The sequence below is a fragment of the Streptomyces sp. V3I8 genome (assembly GCF_030817535.1).
GTDB lineage: Bacteria > Actinomycetota > Actinomycetes > Streptomycetales > Streptomycetaceae > Streptomyces.
The window spans coordinates 1494456-1513535 of record NZ_JAUSZL010000002.1; the positions used below are offsets into that span (position 1 = coordinate 1494456).

Annotated in this window: 14 protein-coding genes; 6 read left to right on the forward strand and 8 right to left on the reverse strand. The window is 72.5% G+C overall.

Going from position 1 to position 19080, the window contains the following annotated elements; translation table 11 throughout:
* Positions 1–105 precede the first annotated feature (105 nt).
* Positions 106–774, reverse strand: a complete 669-nt coding sequence (locus QFZ75_RS06585; RefSeq protein WP_307534618.1) for an HdeD family acid-resistance protein — start codon at positions 772–774, stop codon at positions 106–108.
* A 96-nt stretch (positions 775–870) separates the two neighbouring features.
* On the opposite strand from QFZ75_RS06585, the gene QFZ75_RS06590 reads away from it, so the two are divergent.
* The 3 genes from QFZ75_RS06590 (at position 871) to QFZ75_RS06600 (ending at position 5104) form a co-directional block, all read left to right on the forward strand.
* The gene (locus QFZ75_RS06590; RefSeq protein WP_307534619.1) at positions 871–1629 is read left to right on the forward strand and encodes an enoyl-CoA hydratase/isomerase family protein; all 759 of its coding nucleotides are present in this window, start codon (positions 871–873) and stop codon (positions 1627–1629) included.
* An 80-nt stretch (positions 1630–1709) separates the two neighbouring features.
* Positions 1710–2576 (forward strand): hypothetical protein, encoded by an 867-nt coding sequence (locus QFZ75_RS06595; protein WP_307534621.1) that lies wholly within the window; start codon positions 1710–1712, stop codon positions 2574–2576.
* Positions 2577–2707: 131 nt separating this feature from the next.
* Complete coding sequence (locus tag QFZ75_RS06600; protein WP_307534623.1) at positions 2708–5104, forward strand: Tex family protein; 2397 nt, start codon at positions 2708–2710, stop codon at positions 5102–5104.
* Positions 5105–5204: 100 nt separating this feature from the next.
* Here the strand turns inward: QFZ75_RS06600 and QFZ75_RS06605 are convergent, their stop codons facing one another.
* Both QFZ75_RS06605 and QFZ75_RS06610 read right to left on the reverse strand, forming a co-directional pair.
* Positions 5205–6845 (reverse strand): ABC-F family ATP-binding cassette domain-containing protein, encoded by a 1641-nt coding sequence (locus QFZ75_RS06605; protein ID WP_307534625.1) that lies wholly within the window; start codon positions 6843–6845, stop codon positions 5205–5207.
* A gap of 94 nt (positions 6846–6939) precedes the next feature.
* Positions 6940–7977: an oxidoreductase gene (locus tag QFZ75_RS06610; protein WP_307534627.1), complete on the reverse strand. Its 1038-nt coding sequence runs from the start codon at positions 7975–7977 to the stop codon at positions 6940–6942.
* A 66-nt stretch (positions 7978–8043) separates the two neighbouring features.
* Here QFZ75_RS06610 and QFZ75_RS06615 point away from each other — a divergent pair, with 66 nt between their 5' ends.
* A complete protein-coding gene (locus QFZ75_RS06615) occupies positions 8044–9009 on the forward strand; it encodes an FAD-dependent oxidoreductase (protein WP_307534628.1) in 966 nt (321 codons plus the stop codon).
* A 120-nt stretch (positions 9010–9129) separates the two neighbouring features.
* Here the strand turns inward: QFZ75_RS06615 and QFZ75_RS06620 are convergent, their stop codons facing one another.
* The 3 genes from QFZ75_RS06620 to QFZ75_RS06630 form a co-directional block, all read right to left on the reverse strand.
* Positions 9130–10839, reverse strand: coding sequence for a BCCT family transporter (locus QFZ75_RS06620; protein ID WP_307534631.1), 1710 nt, complete (start codon positions 10837–10839; stop codon positions 9130–9132).
* Positions 10840–10927: 88 nt separating this feature from the next.
* Positions 10928–12211, reverse strand: coding sequence for a M14 family metallocarboxypeptidase (locus QFZ75_RS06625; RefSeq protein ID WP_307534633.1), 1284 nt, complete (start codon positions 12209–12211; stop codon positions 10928–10930).
* Positions 12208–14172 carry a Xaa-Pro dipeptidyl-peptidase gene (locus QFZ75_RS06630; protein ID WP_307534635.1) on the reverse strand — a complete coding sequence of 655 codons (1965 nt, stop codon included), beginning with the start codon at positions 14170–14172 and terminating at the stop codon, positions 12208–12210. The genes QFZ75_RS06625 and QFZ75_RS06630 overlap by 4 nt, the downstream gene beginning before the upstream one ends.
* 206 nt (positions 14173–14378) lie before the next feature.
* Between QFZ75_RS06630 and QFZ75_RS06635 the strand changes: the two genes are divergently transcribed.
* Positions 14379–15083, forward strand: a complete 705-nt coding sequence (locus QFZ75_RS06635) for a MerR family transcriptional regulator (protein ID WP_307534636.1) — start codon at positions 14379–14381, stop codon at positions 15081–15083.
* Positions 15084–15098: 15 nt separating this feature from the next.
* Here the strand turns inward: QFZ75_RS06635 and QFZ75_RS06640 are convergent, their stop codons facing one another.
* Positions 15099–15824 (reverse strand): SDR family NAD(P)-dependent oxidoreductase, encoded by a 726-nt coding sequence (locus QFZ75_RS06640; protein WP_307534637.1) that lies wholly within the window; start codon positions 15822–15824, stop codon positions 15099–15101.
* 205 nt (positions 15825–16029) lie between these two features.
* On the opposite strand from QFZ75_RS06640, the gene QFZ75_RS06645 reads away from it, so the two are divergent.
* Positions 16030–16944 (forward strand): ABC transporter permease, encoded by a 915-nt coding sequence (locus tag QFZ75_RS06645; protein WP_307534638.1) that lies wholly within the window; start codon positions 16030–16032, stop codon positions 16942–16944.
* On the opposite strand, the gene QFZ75_RS06650 is transcribed toward QFZ75_RS06645, so the two are convergent.
* Positions 16869–19061, reverse strand: a complete 2193-nt coding sequence (locus QFZ75_RS06650; RefSeq protein ID WP_307534640.1) for a 3-hydroxyacyl-CoA dehydrogenase NAD-binding domain-containing protein — start codon at positions 19059–19061, stop codon at positions 16869–16871. The two genes, QFZ75_RS06645 and QFZ75_RS06650, sit on opposite strands and share 76 nt — an antisense overlap.
* Positions 19062–19080 lie beyond the last annotated feature (19 nt).

The following is a 19080-nucleotide window of genomic DNA, read 5'->3' on the forward strand; positions in this document are numbered from 1 at the left end:
GATTGTCACCACACGTCGAGTGTTGGTAACGCACCGCTCACTACCGGACGACTGAACAGAAGTCAGCCACTATCGGCGATATTTGATCACTTGCGCTCAGCGCCGTCAGTCGTGCGGCAACTTCTGTTCGCCCTGTGTCGTGTTCGGCATTTGTCCGGTTGTACGGGTTTGGTCCGAGACGAGACTGACGATGCGGCGCCCGCCGTACCCGGTCGCGATCAGGCCGAGCCCGTCGAAGAGCAGCGCCAGCGAGAAGAACGTACCGATGACGTACTTGCTGCTGCTCGGCCAGGACGCGAGCACGAGGATGCCGAGCAGCAGGCCGAAGGCTCCCTGGACGAGGGACCAGCCGAACTGGGGGCCGCGCACCACCAGGCTGCCGACCAGCCGGAAGACGCCGCCCGTCAGGAACAGCAGCGCGGCGAACATGGTCAGCGCCTCGGCGGCGGCCTCCGGCTTGCTGATGATCACGACGCCGGCCGCGATGTTCAGGGCCGCGACCACGACACCGAGCCAGAAGAAGTTCGAGGCACGGGCCTGCACCGCGTGCAGCAGGCCGACCACGCCGCCGATCAGCAGGAGCCAGCCGAACAGCAGCATCGAGGTCAGCGTGGCGAGCCCGGTGTAGATCAGGCCGACCAGACCCGCGAGCACCAGGATCACGCCGAGCGCGGCGAGCCAGCCGAAGCTGCGGTTCAGTTTCGCGGTCTCGTCCCTTGGGGGTCCGGACGCGGATGCGGGCTCGGCCGCGGACCTGAGTCTGAACCTGGCCATCTGCGCCTCCTCGGACCTGTCTGCGTGCCCCGTGCCCTCACGCCTACCCGCCTCCTTCTTGATCGTACGTGCGGGGTGGACGGATAGCATCCGGCCATGGAGCCGCAGCTGCTGCACAGCGTCGCCGACGGGGTCGCCACCGTCGTCATCCACCATCCGGCCAAGCGCAACGCCATGACGGCCCGCATGTGGCGGGCGCTGCCGCCGCTGCTCGACGCGCTGGCCGCCGACCCCGCCGTACGGGTGCTCGTGCTGACCGGGGAGGGCGGGACGTTCTGCGCCGGGGCGGACATCTCCTCGCTGCGGGAGGCGGCCGGCCGGACGCAGGGCCTGGCCGTGGAGGCGGAGGAGGCGCTCGCCGCGTTCCCCAGGCCGACGCTCGCGGCGGTGCGCGGCTACTGCGTGGGCGGCGGGTGCCAGCTCGCGGCCGCCTGCGACCTGCGGTTCGCGGACGAGGAGGCGTCGTTCGGGATCACGCCGGCGAAGCTGGGCATCGTCTACGCGGCCTCCTCCACCCGGCGGCTGGTGTCCCTCGTGGGGCCCGCCACCGCCAAGTACCTCCTGTTCTCCGGCGAGCTGATCGAGGCGGCGCGCGCGCTGCGCACCGGCCTGGTGGACGAGGTGCTGCCCGGTGGCGCGCTGGACCGGCGGGTCGCGGAGTTCGCACGGATCCTCGTCTCCCGCTCGCAGCTGACGCAGGCCGCGGCGAAGGAGTTCGCGGACGGCCGCGACGACCGGGACGCGTACTGGGCGGAGCAGGCCAGGGGCGGCGACACGGCGGAGGGGGTGGCCGCCTTCCTGGAGCGCCGGCCGCCCGGGTTCACCTGGACGGCGTCGGCGGCCGGGCGGAAATGACGCGGCCGGACCGGGAACGACGGGACCGGGCGGACTCCCCGCCGTTCCCTGCGTACCGACCAGTCGGTAACGTGCTGGGCATGACGACTGTTCTGCCGGAGCGTGCCGGACGCCGGTGCCACAACGTGCTCAATCCGCTGCACTCCTGCCACTACTTCTCGCCGGACCTCGGCAGGGAGCTGGCCGGGGCCGGCGTGACGGACGACCGCGCCGCCTACCTGGCGGTGCGGTCCGCGGCCATGGGGGCGGTGGGCGCGGGCACCGTGACGGCGACGTTCTACACCTTCCGGCACGACCTGGTGGCGCGGCACGTGCCCGAGGTGTGGCGGGCCGCCTCCCCGGAGGCGGTCCTCGCCGCACGCGCGCGTGCCGTGGACGCGACCTTGCGGCGGCTGCTCGGGGACGAGGTGCTCGCCTCCGCGGAGGTCGCCGAGGCGGCGCGGCTCGCGCTGCGGGCCACCGAGGCCTGCACCAGGACCGCCCGCCCGCTGTACGCCGCCCACGCGGACCTGCCCGTGCCCGCCGAGCCGTACCTCGCGCTCTGGCACGCCGCCACCCTGCTGCGCGAACACCGGGGCGACGGGCACCTCGCGGTGCTGCTCGGCGCGGAACTCGACCCCGTGGAGGCGCTGGTGACCCACACGGCCACCGGCAAGGGCATGACACCGAAGTGGGTCCTGTCCACCCGGGGCTGGCACCGCGCGGACTGGGAGGCGGCCACCGGACGCCTGCGGGAACGCGGACTGCTCGACGCCGGGGGCGAGCTGACACCGGACGGCGCCGCCCTGCGCAAGGAGGTCGAGGACGCGACGGACCGCCTCGACGCGGCCCCGTACGCGCATCTGGGCGCGGCGGGCGTCGAACGCCTCACCGAACTGGCCAAGGGGCTCGTCACGAGGGCGCTGACGGCCGGCGCGTTCCCCGGGGACGCGTTCGGCAGGGGCTGACCGCCCGCGGCCGTGTCCCGGTTCCCCGCGTGCCCGGCTCCCGCCGGTCCGCGCCGCCCTTGATCCCCCGCTGTCGGTGCCACCTGCCACAATTGCCGCGCACCCTCAGTGAAGAAGGCGGTACGGGAATCGTGACCACAGAGCTGCCACCCCTCGTGGGGTCCATCGAAAGCAGGATCGCCGAGGAACTCGGTGTACGGGAGCGGCAGGTCAAGGCGGCCGTCGACTTGCTCGACGGCGGCTCGACGGTGCCCTTCATCGCCCGCTACCGCAAGGAAGCGACCGAGATGCTCGACGACGCGCAGCTGCGCACGCTCGAGGAGCGGCTGCGTTACCTGCGGGAGCTGGAGGAGCGGCGCTCGGCGATCCTCGACTCGGTGCGCGAGCAGGGCAGGCTCACCGAGGAGCTGGCGCAGCGCATCCGTACCGCGCAGACCAAGGCGCGGCTGGAGGACATCTACCTGCCGTTCAAGCCGAAGCGGCGTACGAAGGCCCAGATCGCGCGCGAGGCGGGCCTGGAGCCGCTCGCCGAGGGACTCCTCGGCGACCCGTCGGTCGACCCGCTCGCCGCGGCCGCCGCCTTCGTCGACGCCGGCAAGGGCGTCGCCGACCCGCAGGCCGCCCTGGACGGCGCCCGCTCCATCCTCACCGAGCGGTTCTCGGAGGACGCCGACCTGATCGGCGAGCTGCGCGAGCGCATGTGGGCGCGCGGCCGGCTGGCCGCCAGGGTGAAGGCCGGCAAGGAGGAGGCGGGCGCCAAGTTCGCCGACTACTTCGACTTCGCCGAGCCCTTCAAGCAGCTGCCCTCGCACCGGATCCTCGCCATGCTGCGCGGCGAGAAGGAGGATGTCCTGGACCTCGTCCTGGAGCCCGAGGAGCCCTCCGAGCAGCCCGGCCCGTCCTCGTACGAGCCGATCGTCGCGCACCGCTTCGGGATCGCCGACCGGGGCCGCCCCGGCGACAAGTGGCTGCTGGACACGGTCCGCTGGGCCTGGCGCACCCGGCTGCTCGTCCACCTCGGCATCGACCTGCGGCTGCGGCTGCGCACGGCCGCCGAGGACGAGGCGGTCGACGTCTTCGCGACGAACCTGCGCGACCTCCTGCTGGCCGCCCCGGCGGGCACGCGCACGACGCTGGGCCTCGACCCCGGGTTCCGTACGGGGGTGAAGGTGGCCGTGGTCGACGCCACCGGCAAGGCCGTCGCCACCGACGTCATCCACCCGCACGTCCCGGCCAACAGGTGGGACGAGGCCATCGCCGGACTCGCCCGCCTCGCCAGGGAGCACGCGGTCGAGCTGATCGCGATCGGCAACGGCACGGCGTCCCGCGAGACGGACAAGCTCGCCGGTGAACTGATCGCCAAGCACCCGGAGTTGAACCTCACCAAGGTGATGGTGTCCGAGGCCGGGGCGTCCGTGTACTCGGCGTCGGCATTCGCCTCGCAGGAGCTGCCCGGCATGGACGTGTCGCTGCGTGGCGCCGTCTCCATCGCGCGGCGCCTGCAGGACCCGCTCGCCGAGCTGGTGAAGATCGACCCGAAGTCGATCGGAGTCGGCCAGTACCAGCACGACCTGTCCGAGGTGAAGCTCTCCCGCTCCCTCGACGCGGTCGTCGAGGACGCGGTGAACGGCGTCGGCGTGGACGTGAACACGGCGTCCACCCCCCTGCTGACCCGGGTCTCCGGCATCACCTCCGGACTCGCCGAGAACATCGTGGCGCACCGCGACGCGAACGGACCGTTCACGTCGCGCACGGCGCTGAAGAAGGTCGCCAGGCTCGGTCCCAAGGCGTACGAGCAGTGCGCGGGCTTCCTGCGGATCCGCGGCGGCGAAGACCCGCTGGACGCGTCGAGCGTGCACCCCGAGGCGTACCCCGTGGTCCGGCGGATGGTGAGGACGGCGGGGAGCGGGGTCGGCTCGCTCATCGGCAACACGGCGGCGCTGCGCTCGCTGAGGCCGGCCGACTTCGTGGACGAGAAGTTCGGTCTGCCGACCGTGACGGACATCCTGCGGGAGCTGGAGAAGCCGGGGCGCGACCCGCGGCCCGCCTTCAAGACGGCGACCTTCAAGGACGGCGTCGAGAAGATCGCCGACCTGGAGCCGGGGATGGTCCTCGAAGGGGTCGTCACGAACGTGGCGGCGTTCGGGGCCTTCGTGGACGTGGGGGTGCACCAGGACGGTCTGGTGCATGTCTCGGCGATGTCGAAGACCTTCGTGAAGGACCCGCGGGACGTGGTGAAGTCCGGGGACATCGTGAAGGTGAAGGTGATGGAGGTCGACATTCCGCGCAAGCGGATCTCTTTGACCTTGCGGTTGGACGACGACGCCTCGGCGGCAGCGCAGGAGGGTGGCTCCGGGCGCCCTCAGCGCGGTGGCGGGCGGCCGCCTCAGCAGCGGGGGCGGGCCGGCGGAGGCGGGGGTGGGGGGTCGCGTCAGGCCTCCGCGCCCGCGCCCGGGAACAGTGCGATGGCCGATGCCCTGCGGCGGGCGGGGCTTGCGGATCCGAAGGGGCGTAAGGGGCGGGGCTGAGTTCTGGGCTGCCGGGTCCGCGCCGTCGTGACGTGCGGGCCCGGTGGGGGCTTGCCGCGCAGTTCCCCGCGCCCCTGACGGGGCGCGCCCCGTCGAAGGCCTAGTGCTCCGTCACCTTGCCCGCCGCCACCTCCAGGCGGCGGGTCGTGTGGACCGCGTCCAGCATGCGGCGGTCGTGGGTCACCAGGAGCAGGGTGCCCTGGTAGGAGTCGAGGGCCGACTCCAGCTGCTCGATGGCCGGAAGGTCCAGGTGGTTGGTCGGTTCGTCGAGGACCAGGAGGTTGACGCCGCGGCCCTGGAGGAGGGCCAGGGCCGATCGGGTGCGTTCGCCCGGGGAGAGGCTCGCCGCCGGACGCAGGACGTGTTCCGCCTTGAGGCCGAACTTGGCCAGCAGCGTACGGACCTCGGCCGGCTCGGTGTCGGGGACGGCCGCGCAGAACGCGTCGAGCAGCGCCTCCGGGCCGTGGAAGAGCTTGCGGGCCTGGTCGACCTCGCCGACGACCACGCCCGAGCCGAGCGAGGCGTGGCCCGAGTCCAGGGGAATCCGGCCGAGCAGCGCGCCGAGCAGCGTGGACTTGCCCGCGCCGTTCGCGCCGGTGACCGCCACCCGGTCCGCCCAGTCGATCTGCAGCGTGGCCGGCCCGAAGGTGAAGCCGCCCCGCCGGACCTCGGCGTCGCGCAGGGTGGCGACCACGGAACCCGACCGCGGGGCCGCCGCGATCTCCATCCGCAGTTCCCACTCCTTGCGCGGCTCCTCGACCACGTCGAGCCGCTCGATCATGCGCTGCGTCTGGCGGGCCTTCGCGGCCTGCTTCTCGCTGGCCTCGCTGCGGAACTTGCGGCCGATCTTGTCGTTGTCGTTGTTCGCCTTGCGGCGGGCGTTCTTGACGCCCTTGTCCATCCAGGAGCGCTGCATCTGGGCGCGGCCCTCCAGCGCGGACCGCTTGTCGGCGTACTCCTCGAAGCCCTCGCGGGCGTGCCGGCGGGCCACGTCCCGCTCCTCCAGATAGGCCTCGTAGCCGCCGCCGTACAGGGTGATCTGCTGCTGGGCCAGGTCGAGTTCGAGGACCTTGGTGACCGTGCGGGTGAGGAACTCGCGGTCGTGGCTGACGACGACCGTGCCCGCGCGCAGCCCTGAGACGAAACGTTCGAGGCGCTCCAGGCCGTCCAGGTCGAGGTCGTTGGTCGGCTCGTCGAGCAGGAAGACGTCGTAGCGGGAGAGGAGCAGCGAGGCGAGTCCGGCGCGGGCCGCCTGGCCGCCGGAGAGCGAGGTCATCGGCTGGTCCAGGCCGACGGCGAGGCCGAGCGTGCCCGCGACCTCCTCGGCCCGCTCGTCGAGGTCGGCGCCGCCGAGCGCGAGCCAGCGCTCCAGGCTGTCCGCGTACGCGTCGTCCGCGCCCGGCGCTCCGTCGACGAGTGCCTGGGTGGCCTCGTCCATCACCCGCTGGGCCTCGGCCACCCCGGTGCGGCGCGCCAGGAACTGCCCCACGGTCTCGCCGGGGCGGCGCTCCGGCTCCTGCGGCAGGTGCCCGACGGCCGCGGCGGGCGGGGAGAGCCGCAGCTCGCCCTCGTCCGGCCTGTCGAGCCCGGCGAGCATCCGGAGCAGGGTGGACTTGCCCGCGCCGTTGGCACCGACGAGACCGATCACGTCGCCGGGCGCGACGACGAGGTCGAGTTCGGCGAAGAGGGTGCGGTCGCCGTGGCCGGCGGCGAGGTTCTTGGCGACGAGAGTGGCAGTCATCAGGGGGCCGATCCTAATCGCCGGGCCCCCGCCTCCGCGCCGGGGTTCCGTGCGCGCCCCGCACACGGGCCCCTCGGGCGGGCGCCCTGCGCCGTCAGCGGGCCATCGCCTCCACCAGTACGCTCCCGGAGGTCCGCGCCACGATGAACGACTCCCCCTTGGTCGCCTTCTCGTCCAGCGCGAGCCGGTGGCGGCCCGCCTCCAGGACGCCGTCGAAGACCTCGTGCACATGGGTGCGGCAGAGGCGGTCCAGACGGTACGCGATCAACCGGACCCGGCAGGCGGAGGTGACCTCGACGCCCGCCTCGCCGTCGGCGGCGACCAGCCGGGTCAGCCGGCGCTGCTCCCGGGGGCTGCGGTCCAGGGCGTTCTCCAGCTGGGCGACCAGGAGCGGGACGATCGGGGCCAGCCCCTCGACGTACGCGACGTCGACCCCGGCGTCGTCGAAGGCCTGGCGTACGGCGGCACGTTCCTGCTCGCCGGCGCCGCGGCCGAAGGCGACGGCGCCGTAGGTGCGCAGTTCGTCGGCGGGGATGCCGGCGGCGTCCCGGGTGATGTCGGCGCCGATCCCGATGATGCGCAGGGCGGCGGCCAGTTTGGCCAGGACGGCCGCCCTGGCGCCGATGAGCAGGACGCGGCGGCGTTCGCCCCCGGTGCCCGTGAGCGCCGTGGGGCCGGCGAGCAGGGAGCGCAGGGCTGCGCGGTAGGTGTCGCCGTGGAAGAGGAAGGGGCCGATACCGTGGTAGCCGTTGCGTTCCAGGTCGGGGAGTTCGTCGGTCTGCCAGGCGAAGTCGCGCCACACGAAGTCGTCGCCGTGCCGGTCGATCACGGCGGTCACGGCGCCGCAGGCGAGGTCCTCGCACTCCGGGCAGCCGTAGATGACGTACCGGCCGCCCTCCAGCGGAGGATCGGCTTCCAGCAGCAGACTGCGTACCTGGGCGGTGAAGATCGCCGGCGGTACGTCGGAGGCGAGGGGGGACACGGCGTCGAGGTCGGAGAGCTGGTACAGCAGCGGGCGTCCGTCGACGATGAAGTCCACGAAGTCCCGGTGCGCTTGGTAGTCACCGTTGGCCAGTACCCCACCGGCACGCATCGCCGGTGCCAGGCCGAAGGTCGCGTACTCGGCAGACATGCTGTGAGTATTCCCGGATCGGGCGGACTCCGCGCACGGCATGACATATTCCGCTAACGTCCCCGCGTGGCGGAGGATCGAAGCGGTGACGTGATCGTGGTCGGCAGCGGGGTCATAGGACTCACGACGGCCTTCGTCCTCGCCGGGAGCGGCAGGCGCGTACGGATCTGGACGCGGGAGCCGGCCGAACGGACCACCTCGGCCGTTGCGGGTGCGCTGTGGTGGCCGTACGCCGTCGAGCCGCAGGATCTCGCGCGGGCGTGGGCGTTGCACTCACTTTCCGTGTACGAGGAGTTGGCGGAGCGGCCCGACGAGACGGGCGTACGCATGGTCGAGGGCGTAATGGGCGGGGCCCTGCTGGACGAACAGGGGGCGTGGGCCGCGGCCCGGCTGCCGGGGCTGCGGGCGTCCACGGCGCAGGAGTACGCGGGGCCGGGGCTGTGGGCGCGGCTGCCGCTGATCGACATGCCGGTGCATCTGGGGTGGCTGCGGACGCGGTTCCTGCGGGCGGGCGGGGTGGTCGAGGCACGCACCGTGACGGACCTCGCCGAGGCCCGGGCGGAGGCGGGAACCGTCGTCAACTGCACGGGGATCGGGGCGCGGGAGCTGGTGGGGGACGCGGCGGTCCGGGCCGTACGGGGGCAGTTGGTGGTCGTGGAGAACCCGGGGGTGCGGACATGGGTCGTGTCGACGGACGCGGTGGCCGGGACCACGACGTATCTCTTTCCGCAGCCCGGCGGGCTGGTGCTGGGCGGGACCACCGAGGCGGACTCCTGGTCGTTGACCGCGGACCCTTCGGTGGCGGCGGGGATCGTGGAGCGGTGCGCGGTGTTGCGGCCCGAGGTGGCGGGGGCGCGGGTGATCGGACATCGGGTGGGACTGCGGCCGGTGCGGTCCGCCGTGCGGCTTGAGCGGGATGCCTCGGCCGGCGGGGCCGGGGGCGGGGTACTGGTGCACAACTACGGGCACGGCGGGGCCGGGGTGACCGTGGCCTGGGGGTGCGCGGAGGTTGTTCTGGGGCTCGTCCCCTGAGGTCGTGGGTCGGGTGCGCGTGCGCCGTGGCTGGTCGCGCGCTTCTCCGCGCCCCTGAAAACTCGAAACCGAGGGGCGCCCCCTTCTTGAAGGAGGCGCCCCGGCTCGTTGTTCCGGTGGTCAGTTGTGGTCGTGGCCCAGGGGGTCGCCGTTCGTTTCCGTGCCGGGGCCCGGGCCCACTCGGATCTCGAAGTCGCCGTCGTACTTCCTGTGGCCTTCGATGACGGCGAGTTCCACTGCCTCCGAGCCCATCTCGTTGCGGACGATGACCGGGTCCCTGCGCAGGTCGCGCATGAGGGCGACGCACATGCCGATCATCACCAGGACGAAGGGTGCGGCAGCCAGGATCGTGAGGTTCTGCAGGCCGGTGAGCGCGTCGCCCTCCGTGCCGACGAGCAGCATGATGGCCGCGACCGCTCCGGTCACCACGCCCCAGAAGATGACGACGAAACGGCCGGGTTCGAGGGCGCCCTTCTGGGAGAGCGTGCCCATCACGATGGAGGCGGCGTCGGCGCCGGAGACGAAGAAGATGCCGACGAGGATCATCACGAGCAGGCTGGTGACCGTCGCGATGGGGAACTCCTGCAGGACGCCGAAGAGCTGGCCCTCGGGGGTCGACTCACCGGCGAGCGCGCCGCCCTCCTTCAGTTTCATCGCCGTACCGCCGAAGATCGCGAACCAGACGAGGCTGACCGTGCTGGGCACGAGGATGACACCGCCGACGAACTGACGGATGGTGCGGCCGCGGCTGATGCGGGCGATGAACATGCCGACGAAGGGCGTCCAGGAGATCCACCACGCCCAGTAGAAGACGGTCCAGCTGCCGAGCCAGTCCGCGACGCCCTTGCCGCCGCTGGCCTCGGTGCGGCCTGCGAGCTGGGGCAGGTCACCGAGGTAGGAGAAGATCGAGGTGGGCAGCAGGTCGAGGACGATGATCGTGGGGCCCGCGATGAACACGAAGACGGCGAGGATCAGCGCCAGCACCATGTTGATGTTGGACAGCCACTGGATGCCCTTCTCCACACCGGAGACGGCCGAGGCGACGAACGCGACGGTCAGCACGGCGATGATCGCGACGAGCAGGCCGTTGCTCACCTTGTCCATCCAGTCCAGCTCCGTGAAGCCGGAGCCGATCTGGAGGGCTCCGAGGCCCAGGGAGGCCGCCGAGCCGAAGATGGTGGCGATGATGGCGAGGATGTCGATGGCGCGGCCCGCCGAGCCGTTCGCGTGCTTCTCGCCGATGAGCGGGGTGAAGACCGCGCTGATGGTCTGGCGGCGGCGCTTGCGGTAGGTGCTGTAGGCGATGGCGAGGCCGACCACCGCGTAGATCGCCCAGGGGTGCAGCGTCCAGTGGAAGAGGGTGGTGGCCATCGCCGTCTCCATGCGTTCCGCGGAGTCGGCGGGCGCGGTGCCCGGCGGAGGTGTCGAGTAGTGCGAGAGGGGCTCGCTCACGCCGTAGAACATCAGGCCGATGCCCATACCGGCGCTGAACATCATCGCCACCCAGGAGACGGTGCGGAACTCGGGCTCCTCGCCCTCCGCGCCGAGGTGGATCCTTCCGTAGCGGCTGACGGCCAGCCAGAGCGCGAAGACCACGAAACACGAGGCGGCGAGCATGAACGCCCAGCCGCCGTTGTGGATCAGGCCGCCGAGCATGCTCGAGGAGGCGCTCTCCAGGGAGTCGGTGGCCACCGACCCCCAGATCACGAAAGCCACGGTGAGCACGGCCGTGACGCCGAACACCACGCGGTCCGTCTGGGGGCGGGTCGAACCACCGGGGGTGCCCGACGGATCGCCCCGGCCTCCCCTGTCCTTCAGATCTTCGGTCATCGGCGGCACCTTCCCCGGAAAGCGTTCGGACACACCTGCCTGGTTGTGTGCCTTTGGCCTACCACAGGTACCGCCGATCCCAACCGTCTCAGCAGCGGGTGTCGGGCTCCGCGACCGTCAGGTGGTACGGCGCGCGCTCGTCCAGCAGCAGCGGGACGAGGGCGCGCAGGGACTGGCGCAGCGGTACGACGGCGCCCGCACCGTCCGGGTCCCGGTGCGCCGTGACGCCGTGCAGGGCCAGCTCGTCCCGCACGTCCGCGTACTGGGCCGCCGTCAGCCGGTAGGCGCAGGGCGGGTCCCCGATGGTCTCGGACGGTTCGGCCGGGTCGTTGTCGGCGCCTCCCGTGTACACCGGCCCGGTGTCCCGGTAACCGGCCAGCCGGGCCGCCGCCGTGGCCGCCCCGATCCGTCCGCGCCGCTCGTCGGTGAAGTCGAACAGGCCTCCCAGTGCGGCCAGTTGGGAGTGGACCCGGCGCCGGTTGTTGAGCGACCCGTCGGCTTTCTCGGCGTCCGTGAGGGGATCGACGCGGCTCTCTATGAGCAGTCCGACGGCGTGCTTGACGCCGGACATGTTCCGCAGGATCCGCTCCTGGCCGTCGCCCGCCACCTGGCGGACCGGGTCGCCGGTCACCGGGTCGGTCCAGATGCCGTACGTGCCGATCGTGTGGCCGGCGGCGCGCGCGGCGGGCCGTACGTACGCCTCCGACAGGGCCTGGGCCTCGTCGTGGACGGCCGCGTCGGTGTTGGGGTTGCGCGGCCAGAGGTCGAAGAGGTCCTTGTCGTAGTACGGCGGTGTGGCCCCGTACTCGTGCAGGTCGTAGACCACGTCGGGCTTGCGGTCGCGCACGACCGCGGCCATGGCGCGGGCCTCGGCCGTCCGCAGTGCCAGGTGGTCGCGGTTGATGTCGGTGCCGTCGCTGTTGCCGCGGGTGTCGGCGGCCCGGCCGTCCGGGTTGGCGGTGGGCACGACGAGCAGCGTGGTGCGGTCGAGGAACCGGCGGGTGCTCGCGTCCCTGGCGAACGCGAGGTCGCGCACGGTGGTGAGGCAGGCCTCGCGCCCGGACGGTTCGTCGCCGTGCTGGCTGCAGACGAGCAGCACGGTGGTGGCGGCGTGCGGGTCGCCGATCCGTACGAGCTGGACGGGGCGGTCCTGTTTCGTGGTGCCGATCCGGCTGAGGGACACCCGTCCGCTCGCCCGGTCGACGGCGGTCAGGAAGGTCTGCTCCTCGGGCTGGGTGGTCCAGCGGGCTCCGCCGCTCCGCTCGAATCCGGTGCGCGGCGGATGGTCGCCCGCGTGGGCCGGTGCGCCGAGGAGGGGTGCGGTGAGCAGGGCCGCCGTCAGGGCGAGGGCTGCGGTCCGTCGGGGTGTCATCGTCCATCGCCTCCGGGGACGCGGTGGGCGGCGCGGGGGGCGCCGACGCCGTCGAGGATCTCGTCGGGCGTGATGTACGAGGATCCCGAGGTGGCGCGGGCGAAGGCGGCGGTGCCTCCGACGAGCGGCACGCGGGCCGAGGTGCGGGACAGGTCGAGCGTGAGCGTCGGGGTGGTCGACGGCGGGTCGATGAGGCCCCGGTCGGTGCCGGCGACGATCAGCGCGAGCCGGTGGCCCTTCGGGACGACGTGGTCGCTCGCGTGCAGGTCGAGGGTGATGGTGTACCGCTTGCCGGGGGTGAGCGGAGCGCCCTGGTCCGAGGAGTGGTTGCCGAGGTCGGCCCAGCCCCGGCTGAACACCGTGTGCTCGACGGCGGTGGTCCTGGCCGCGGTCTCCCTGAAGCAGGAGCTGTCGCCGGTGGTGCTCGGCCCCCAGCAGGTGCGCTCGGTGAGCGTCGTGATGCCCTCGCCTGCGGCGGCGTAGTCGCGGACGATGTCGGGGCCGAGGTCGACCAGGACGGCGGACAGGTGGGCGCTCGACGTGGTCGGCGTGGCGGTGACGGTCACCTTCGAGGAGCCGGACAGGCGGACGTCGCGGGTGAGCGGCTTCGTGACGAAGCCGGCCTTGGCGGCCGTGGACCGGTCGATCTCGGCGGCCCAGTCGCTCTCGTCCTGCCCCGGGTCGTCGGTGAAGGTCTCGGTGCCCGATCCGGTACGCAGTCCGAGGGTGCCGACGCCGGCCTGCTCGCCCCTGTCCGGGCGCAGGGTCACGGTGCCGGTGGCGCGCGGCGGCCAGACGTCCGAGGTGACCCACCGGTCGGGGGCGCGCTCGATGTCGGCCATCGGCTCGTCGTCGACGCCGTTGTCGTAGCCGAGGAGTTCGTGGTCGAACCAGCGGTGCAGCGTGTCGGCCCACTCGGCGCGGCGGAAGTCGAAGGGGTCGACGTGGCCGGTCTGGGACAGCCAGATCTTGCGGTCGACGCCGTTCTTCGCGAGGCCGTCCCACCACTGACCGAAGTGCTTGGGGCGGACGTTGAGGTCCTGCATGCCGTGGATGACGAAGACGCTGGCGTCGACCTTGCGGACGTCCTTCACGTAGTCGCGCTCGGTCCAGAACTTCGTCCGGTCGCCGGTGCGCGGGGCCCCGTCGACGATCCTCTGCTGGACGGCGGCGCACCTGGCGCGGGCCTCGGGGCTCTCGACGTAGTCCGACAGCCACTCCGGGCCGGAGTCGTAGAGGGGGGCGCCCTGGGCGAAGTAGTAGTCGTACCAGGAGGAGATGGCCGCGATCGGGACGATCGTCTCCAGGCCCTCGACACCGGTGGCGGCGACGCCGTTGGCGACGGTGCCGTCGTAGCTCTTGCCGATCATGCCGGTCCTGCCGTTGGTCCAGCCGCCGGCGCTGGCCTTCGTGCTCCCCGTACGGGAGGTGTAGCCCTTGCCCCGGCCGTTCAGCCAGTCGACGACGGCCTTCGCCGACCGGACGTCGGAGCGGCCGCCGACGTCCACGCAGCCGTCGGAGCGGTTGGTGCCGGCGAGGTCGACGGCCACGAAGGCGTAGCCGCGCGGCACGAAGTAGTTGTCGTAGTACAGCGGCATCTGGACGACGTCGCCGTCGGCGTCGTAGGTCTTGCGCTGGCTCTCGTTGCCGCGGCCGCAGCAGGAGTAGTACGGGCTGGCGTCCATGATCACGGGGATCCTGCGGCCCTGCCGGGCGGGTTCGCGCGGGCGGACGATGTCGACGGCGACGCGGTCGCTCTTCCCGTCGCTGTCGCCGTCCAGTGCGGTGTCCACCCAGACGGACTCGCGGATCGCGGTGTCGTACGAGTAGACGGGGGTGCTCTCCCGCGGAGCGCTGTGGGCGGCGGCCGGGGTGAGGAGCGTGGCCATCAGGGCGGCGGTGGCCGCCGTCGCGAGCGATCTCCAGGTGAGGTGGCGCAGGTGGCGCGCAGGTGTCCGCATGCGCGGAAGGTACTCCGGTCAAGTCCTGTGCAAAAGAGGGCTCATCGGGGTGGGCGGGCTTCGGCCCGGGTGTGGCTTGAAAGGTGCCGTTCGCTCCGCGGGGGGTGTGGGGAGGGGGGCTGCGCCCCGGATCTTTCACAAGGCGGGTGAGACAGCAATACTGTTTCACCGCAGCAGGTGGTGGGCCCGGTACCGGAGGAGCAGGCATGGCGACGGACATCGAGGGGGCGGCGCTCACCGTCGACGAGCTGGCCGCGCGGGCCGGTGTGACGGTGCGGACCGTCCGGTTCTACAGCACCAGGGGGCTGTTGCCGCCGCCCGTCATCGGGCCGCGGCGTGTGGGGCACTACGGCCAGGACCACCTGTCGCGGCTCGCGCTCATCGAGGAGCTGCAGCGGCAGGGGATGACGCTGGCCGGGATCGAGCGCTATCTGCAGCAGTTGCCGGACGGGCTCAGCGCCCAGGACCTGGCCATCCACCGGGCCGTGGTCGCCTCCTGGGCGCCCGACGCCGCGCAGGAGATGGACCGGGCCGAGCTGGAGCGCCGGGCGGGGCGGCCGCTCGGCGAGGGGGACCTGGACCGGCTCGCCGCGATGGGCGTCCTGCGGGAGGCGGCCGGACCGGACCTGTACCGGGTGGATCTGGGGCTGCTGCGGCTCGGCGTGCAGCTGCTCGACGTGCCGATGGCGCACGAGACGATCCTCGCCGCGCGCACGGTGATGGTGAAGCACACCCGCGCCGCGGCCCGTGAACTCTCCGTGCTGTTCCGGGACGAGGTGTCCGGGCACGAGTCGGTCGAGGCCGTGAAGGATCTGTCGGCCTCCATGCAACCGCTGGTGGTGCAGGCCCTGCTGACGACCTTTCAGCGGTCCTTGAACGAAGAGCTGCGGGAGTGGCTCACGGGCCCGTGAGCCGCCGGTGGTGCCTCACGGGTAGGCCGAGCCGCCTGCCACGTCGAGTGTCTGGCCGGTCAGGAAACCGCTGCCCTCGTCGATCACGTACAGGAGGGTCGAGACGAGGTCGGGCGGCTCCTGGGTCCTGGGCACGGCCTGCTGCGCGCGGACGTGTTCGAAGCCGCCGCCGGCGCCGACCGTGCGTTCGGCGGTCTCCGTGCGGACCATGCTCGGCGCGATCGCGTTGACGGTGATGTCGTACGGGCCGAGCGCCGAGGCCAGTGCGCGGGTGAAACCGATCAGTCCGGCCTTCGAGGCGGTGTACGCCACCATCGTGGGCGGGGCCGTGAGGGCGGCGGCCGAGGCGATGTTCACGATCCGGCCCCAGCCCGCCGCCTTCAGGTGCGGCAGTACCGCGCGGGTCATCAGGAACGGCGCCTCCAGGTTGACGCGCATGACCCGCCGCCACTCCTCGGGCGTGATGTCCTCGAAGGACGTCTCGGGGTAGACGCCGGCGTTGTTGACCAGGATGTGCAGGGTGCCGAACCGGTCGATCACCCGCTCCAGCGCCCCGCGGATCTGCGTCTCGTCCGTGGCGTCGGCGACCAGCTCCACGTAGTCCAGGATGCGGTCGGCCGTCTTCCGCTGCGGAACCAGGTCGAGTCCCGCCACTCGGTACCCGCGGCCCGCGAGCGCGACCGCGAACTCCTGTCCGAGGCCCTGTGCCGCGCCGGTCACCAGTGCGGTACGCGTCTCCATGCGGTGAGTGTGCGCAACCGGTGGACGCGCGGCAAGGGGCGTTTCCGGTCTCCGGAACGGCCCGCGGCCCGGTCTCCGCCGGACCCGCGCCGGGCCTTGTTCCATTCGCCGGAACGTCCGTGTTGCCGCCCGCGCCCGGCGGGCCGACGCTGCGGGGGCCCCGCCAGGACCCCCTGGCCACCAGCCCGTTCGGGAGCCGTGCCCGATGACCGGGACCGACCCTGCCGTGGACGGCGCCGGGCGCGCCCGCGAACCGGGCGGAGCCGGGGGCGGGCGACGGTCCGGGCCGCCACGGGGCCGGTGGCGGGCGGGCCGCCTCTCCCCCGGACGGCTCCCCGACGAGCTCGGCGTCCTGCTCACCACCGCGCACAACTCCGTCTACATCTCGCTCATGGCGTGCGGCATGGTCTTCGCGCTGGCCATGCGCGAAGTCGACCTGTCGGTCGGCGGCGGTTACGCGATGTGCCTGGTCGTCGGCGCGCTGCTGTTCCGGGGTGTCGGGCTGGCGCTCGCCGACGGGAAGCAGATCACCGACCTGCCGCTGGACGACTCGTTCTTCACCCTCGCCGGCGGCGACGCGGGCGGGGTGCCGTTCGCGCTGTGGGTGCTGCCGGCGGTCGCGGGCGGCCTCACGGTGGTGCTCACCCGGACCCGTTTCGGGGCGCGGGCGCGGGCGGTCGGGTCCAATCCGGACGCCGCCGCGTTCAGCGGCATCCCTGTCGTCCGTACCCGCGTCGAGGCCGACGCCCAGGACGTACTCAGGGGCCGCTTCGGCGTCCACGAGGGCGGCCAGGAACGGCAGTTCGGTGGTACCGGGGTTGCCGAAGCCGCGGTCCACGCCCTCGCCGCGCAGGATGTCGAGCAGGGCGGAGGCGGGGCGGCGGCCCATCGTGTGCTCCTCGTGGGGACGGGGACCGGACGCCGGTCAGCGTCCGGGAGCCGTCCCCACGGGGGCAAGTCCGGCGTACCACTGAGCGGTACACCTGCCGGTGCGGTGGGGGGGCGTGTTCGGCTGCGGCGCCGCCGCAGCCGAACGGCGCGAGGTCAGCGGTCGCTGAACCGCTCGCCCCGCTCCGCCTTCTCCACGAGCAGGGCGGGCGGCGCGAACCGCTCCCCGTAGCGCTCGGCGAGCTCCCGCGCGCGGGCCACGAACGCGGCGGGCCCGCCGCCCTCGCCGTACCCGTTGATGTACTGCAGGACGCCGCCCGTCCAGCCGGGGAAGCCGATGCCGAGGATCGACCCGATGTTGGCGTCGGCGACCGACGTCAGGACGCCCTCCTCCAGGAGCCGGACGGTGTCCAGCGCCTCGGAGAACAGCATGCGCTCCTGCATGTCCTCGAAGGGGATCTCCGTGCCCGGGCGGGTGAAGTGCTCCCGCAGTCCCGGCCACAGCCCGGCGCGCCTGCCGTCCTCCCCGTACTCGTAGAATCCGGCGCCGCCGCTGCGGCCGGTGCGCCCGAACTCGTCGACCATGCGGTCGACGACGGTCTCGGCGGGGTGGGTCGTCCAGGTGCCGCCCGCCTCCTCGACGGCCCGCCTCGACTCGGCGCGGATCCTCCGCGGCAGGGTGAGCGTCAGCTCGTCCATCAGGGAGAGCACCTTGGCCGGGTAGCCGGCCTGGGCGGCGGCCTGCTCGACGGAGGCGGGCTCGATGCCCTCGCCGACCATCGCCACACCCTCGTCGATGAAGTGCCCGATGACGCGGGAGGTGAAGAAGCCGCGCGAGTCGTTGACGACGATCGGGGTCTTGTCGATCTGCCGTACGAGGTCGAAGGCGCGCGCCAGGGCCTCGTCGCCGGTGCGCCCGCCCTTGATGATCTCGACGAGCGGCATCTTGTCGACGGGCGAGAAGAAGTGCAGTCCGACGAAGTCCGTCTGCCGCTCGACGCCTTCGGCCAGCACGGTGATCGGCAGGGTCGAGGTGTTGGAGCACAGCAGCGCGTCCGGCTCGACGACGTGCTGGATCTCCTGGAACACCTTGTGCTTGAGCGCCGGGTCCTCGAAGACGGCCTCGATCACGGCGTCGCAGCCCGCGAGGTCGTTCGGGTCGGCGGTGGGCGTGATGCGGGCGAGGAGCGCGTCGGCCTTCTCCCGGCTCGTACGGCCGCGGGAGACGGCCTTGGCGCAGAGCTTCTCGGAGTAGCCTCTGCCCTTGGCGGCGGCCTCGGCGGACACGTCCTTGAGGACGACGTCGATACCGGCGCGGGCGCACGCGTACGCGATGCCGGCGCCCATCATCCCGGCGCCCAGGACGGCGACCCTGCGGACCTGGCGGGGCGCGACGTCCTGGGGGCGGTTGGCCCCGGAGTTGACGGCCTGGAGGTCGAAGAAGAAGGCCTGGATCATGTTCTTGGAGGTCTGGCCCGCGGCCAGCTCCACGAAGTAGCGCGCCTCGATGACCTGCGCGGTCTCGAAGTCGACCTGGGAGCCCTCCACGGCGGCCGCGAGGATGTTGCGCGGCGCCGGGTAGGGCGCGCCGTTCGTCTGCTTGCGCAGGTTGGCCGGGAAGGCGGGCAGGTTCGCCGCGAACCGGGGGCTGGACGGGGTGCCGCCGGGAATGCGGTAACCGGGCTCGTCCCAGGGCTGGGACGACTCGGGGTTGGCGTCGATGAAGGCGTGGGCCTTGGCGAGCATCTCCTCCCGGGTGGCCGCCACTTCGTGGACGAGGCCGTTCTCCAGGGCGCGTCGCGGGCTGTACCGGGTGCCCTGGAGGAGGACCTTGAGGAGCGCGTCGGCGATGCCGAGGAGGCGTACGGTCCTGACGACGCCGCCGCCTCCGGGCAGCAGGCCGAGGGTGACCTCGGGGCAGCCGATCCTGGAGCCGGGCGCGTCGAGAGCGATCCGGTGGTGGCAGGCCAGCGCCAGTTCGTAGCCGCCGCCCAGGGCCGCGCCGTTCATGGCGGCGACGACGGGCTTGCCGAGGGTCTCGATGCGGCGCAGGTCGCGCTTGACGGCGAGGCCGCCGTCGAAGAGCTGCCCGGCCGTCTCCGGCGTGACCCGGATGAGGTCGCGCAGGTCGCCGCCCGCGAAGAAGGTCTTCTTGGCGGAGGTGAGGATGACACCGCGCACGGACCGCGGGTCGGCCTGGACCGCCGCCTCCAGGCGGTCGGCGACCGCGGTGAGCGACTGCCTGAACGCCTGGTTCATGGTGTTCGCGGACTGGTCGGGGTCGTCGAGGACCAGGGTGACGACACCGGTCTCGTCCTGTTCCCAGCGGATGGTGGTGCTCTCGGTCATGAGGGGGTTCTCCGTAGAG

Coding starts and splice junctions, on each gene's coding strand:
- QFZ75_RS06585 (WP_307534618.1), bottom strand. CDS start 774: ATGGCCAGGTTCAGACTCAGGTCCGCGGCCGAGCCCGCATCCGCGTCC.
- QFZ75_RS06590 (WP_307534619.1), top strand. CDS start 871: ATGGAGCCGCAGCTGCTGCACAGCGTCGCCGACGGGGTCGCCACCGTC.
- QFZ75_RS06595 (WP_307534621.1), top strand. CDS start 1,710: ATGACGACTGTTCTGCCGGAGCGTGCCGGACGCCGGTGCCACAACGTG.
- QFZ75_RS06605 (WP_307534625.1), bottom strand. CDS start 6,845: ATGACTGCCACTCTCGTCGCCAAGAACCTCGCCGCCGGCCACGGCGAC.
- QFZ75_RS06610 (WP_307534627.1), bottom strand. CDS start 7,977: ATGTCTGCCGAGTACGCGACCTTCGGCCTGGCACCGGCGATGCGTGCC.
- QFZ75_RS06620 (WP_307534631.1), bottom strand. CDS start 10,839: ATGACCGAAGATCTGAAGGACAGGGGAGGCCGGGGCGATCCGTCGGGC.
- QFZ75_RS06625 (WP_307534633.1), bottom strand. CDS start 12,211: ATGACACCCCGACGGACCGCAGCCCTCGCCCTGACGGCGGCCCTGCTC.
- QFZ75_RS06630 (WP_307534635.1), bottom strand. CDS start 14,172: ATGCGGACACCTGCGCGCCACCTGCGCCACCTCACCTGGAGATCGCTC.
- QFZ75_RS06635 (WP_307534636.1), top strand. CDS start 14,379: ATGGCGACGGACATCGAGGGGGCGGCGCTCACCGTCGACGAGCTGGCC.
- QFZ75_RS06640 (WP_307534637.1), bottom strand. CDS start 15,824: ATGGAGACGCGTACCGCACTGGTGACCGGCGCGGCACAGGGCCTCGGA.
- QFZ75_RS06645 (WP_307534638.1), top strand. CDS start 16,030: ATGACCGGGACCGACCCTGCCGTGGACGGCGCCGGGCGCGCCCGCGAA.
- QFZ75_RS06650 (WP_307534640.1), bottom strand. CDS start 19,061: ATGACCGAGAGCACCACCATCCGCTGGGAACAGGACGAGACCGGTGTC.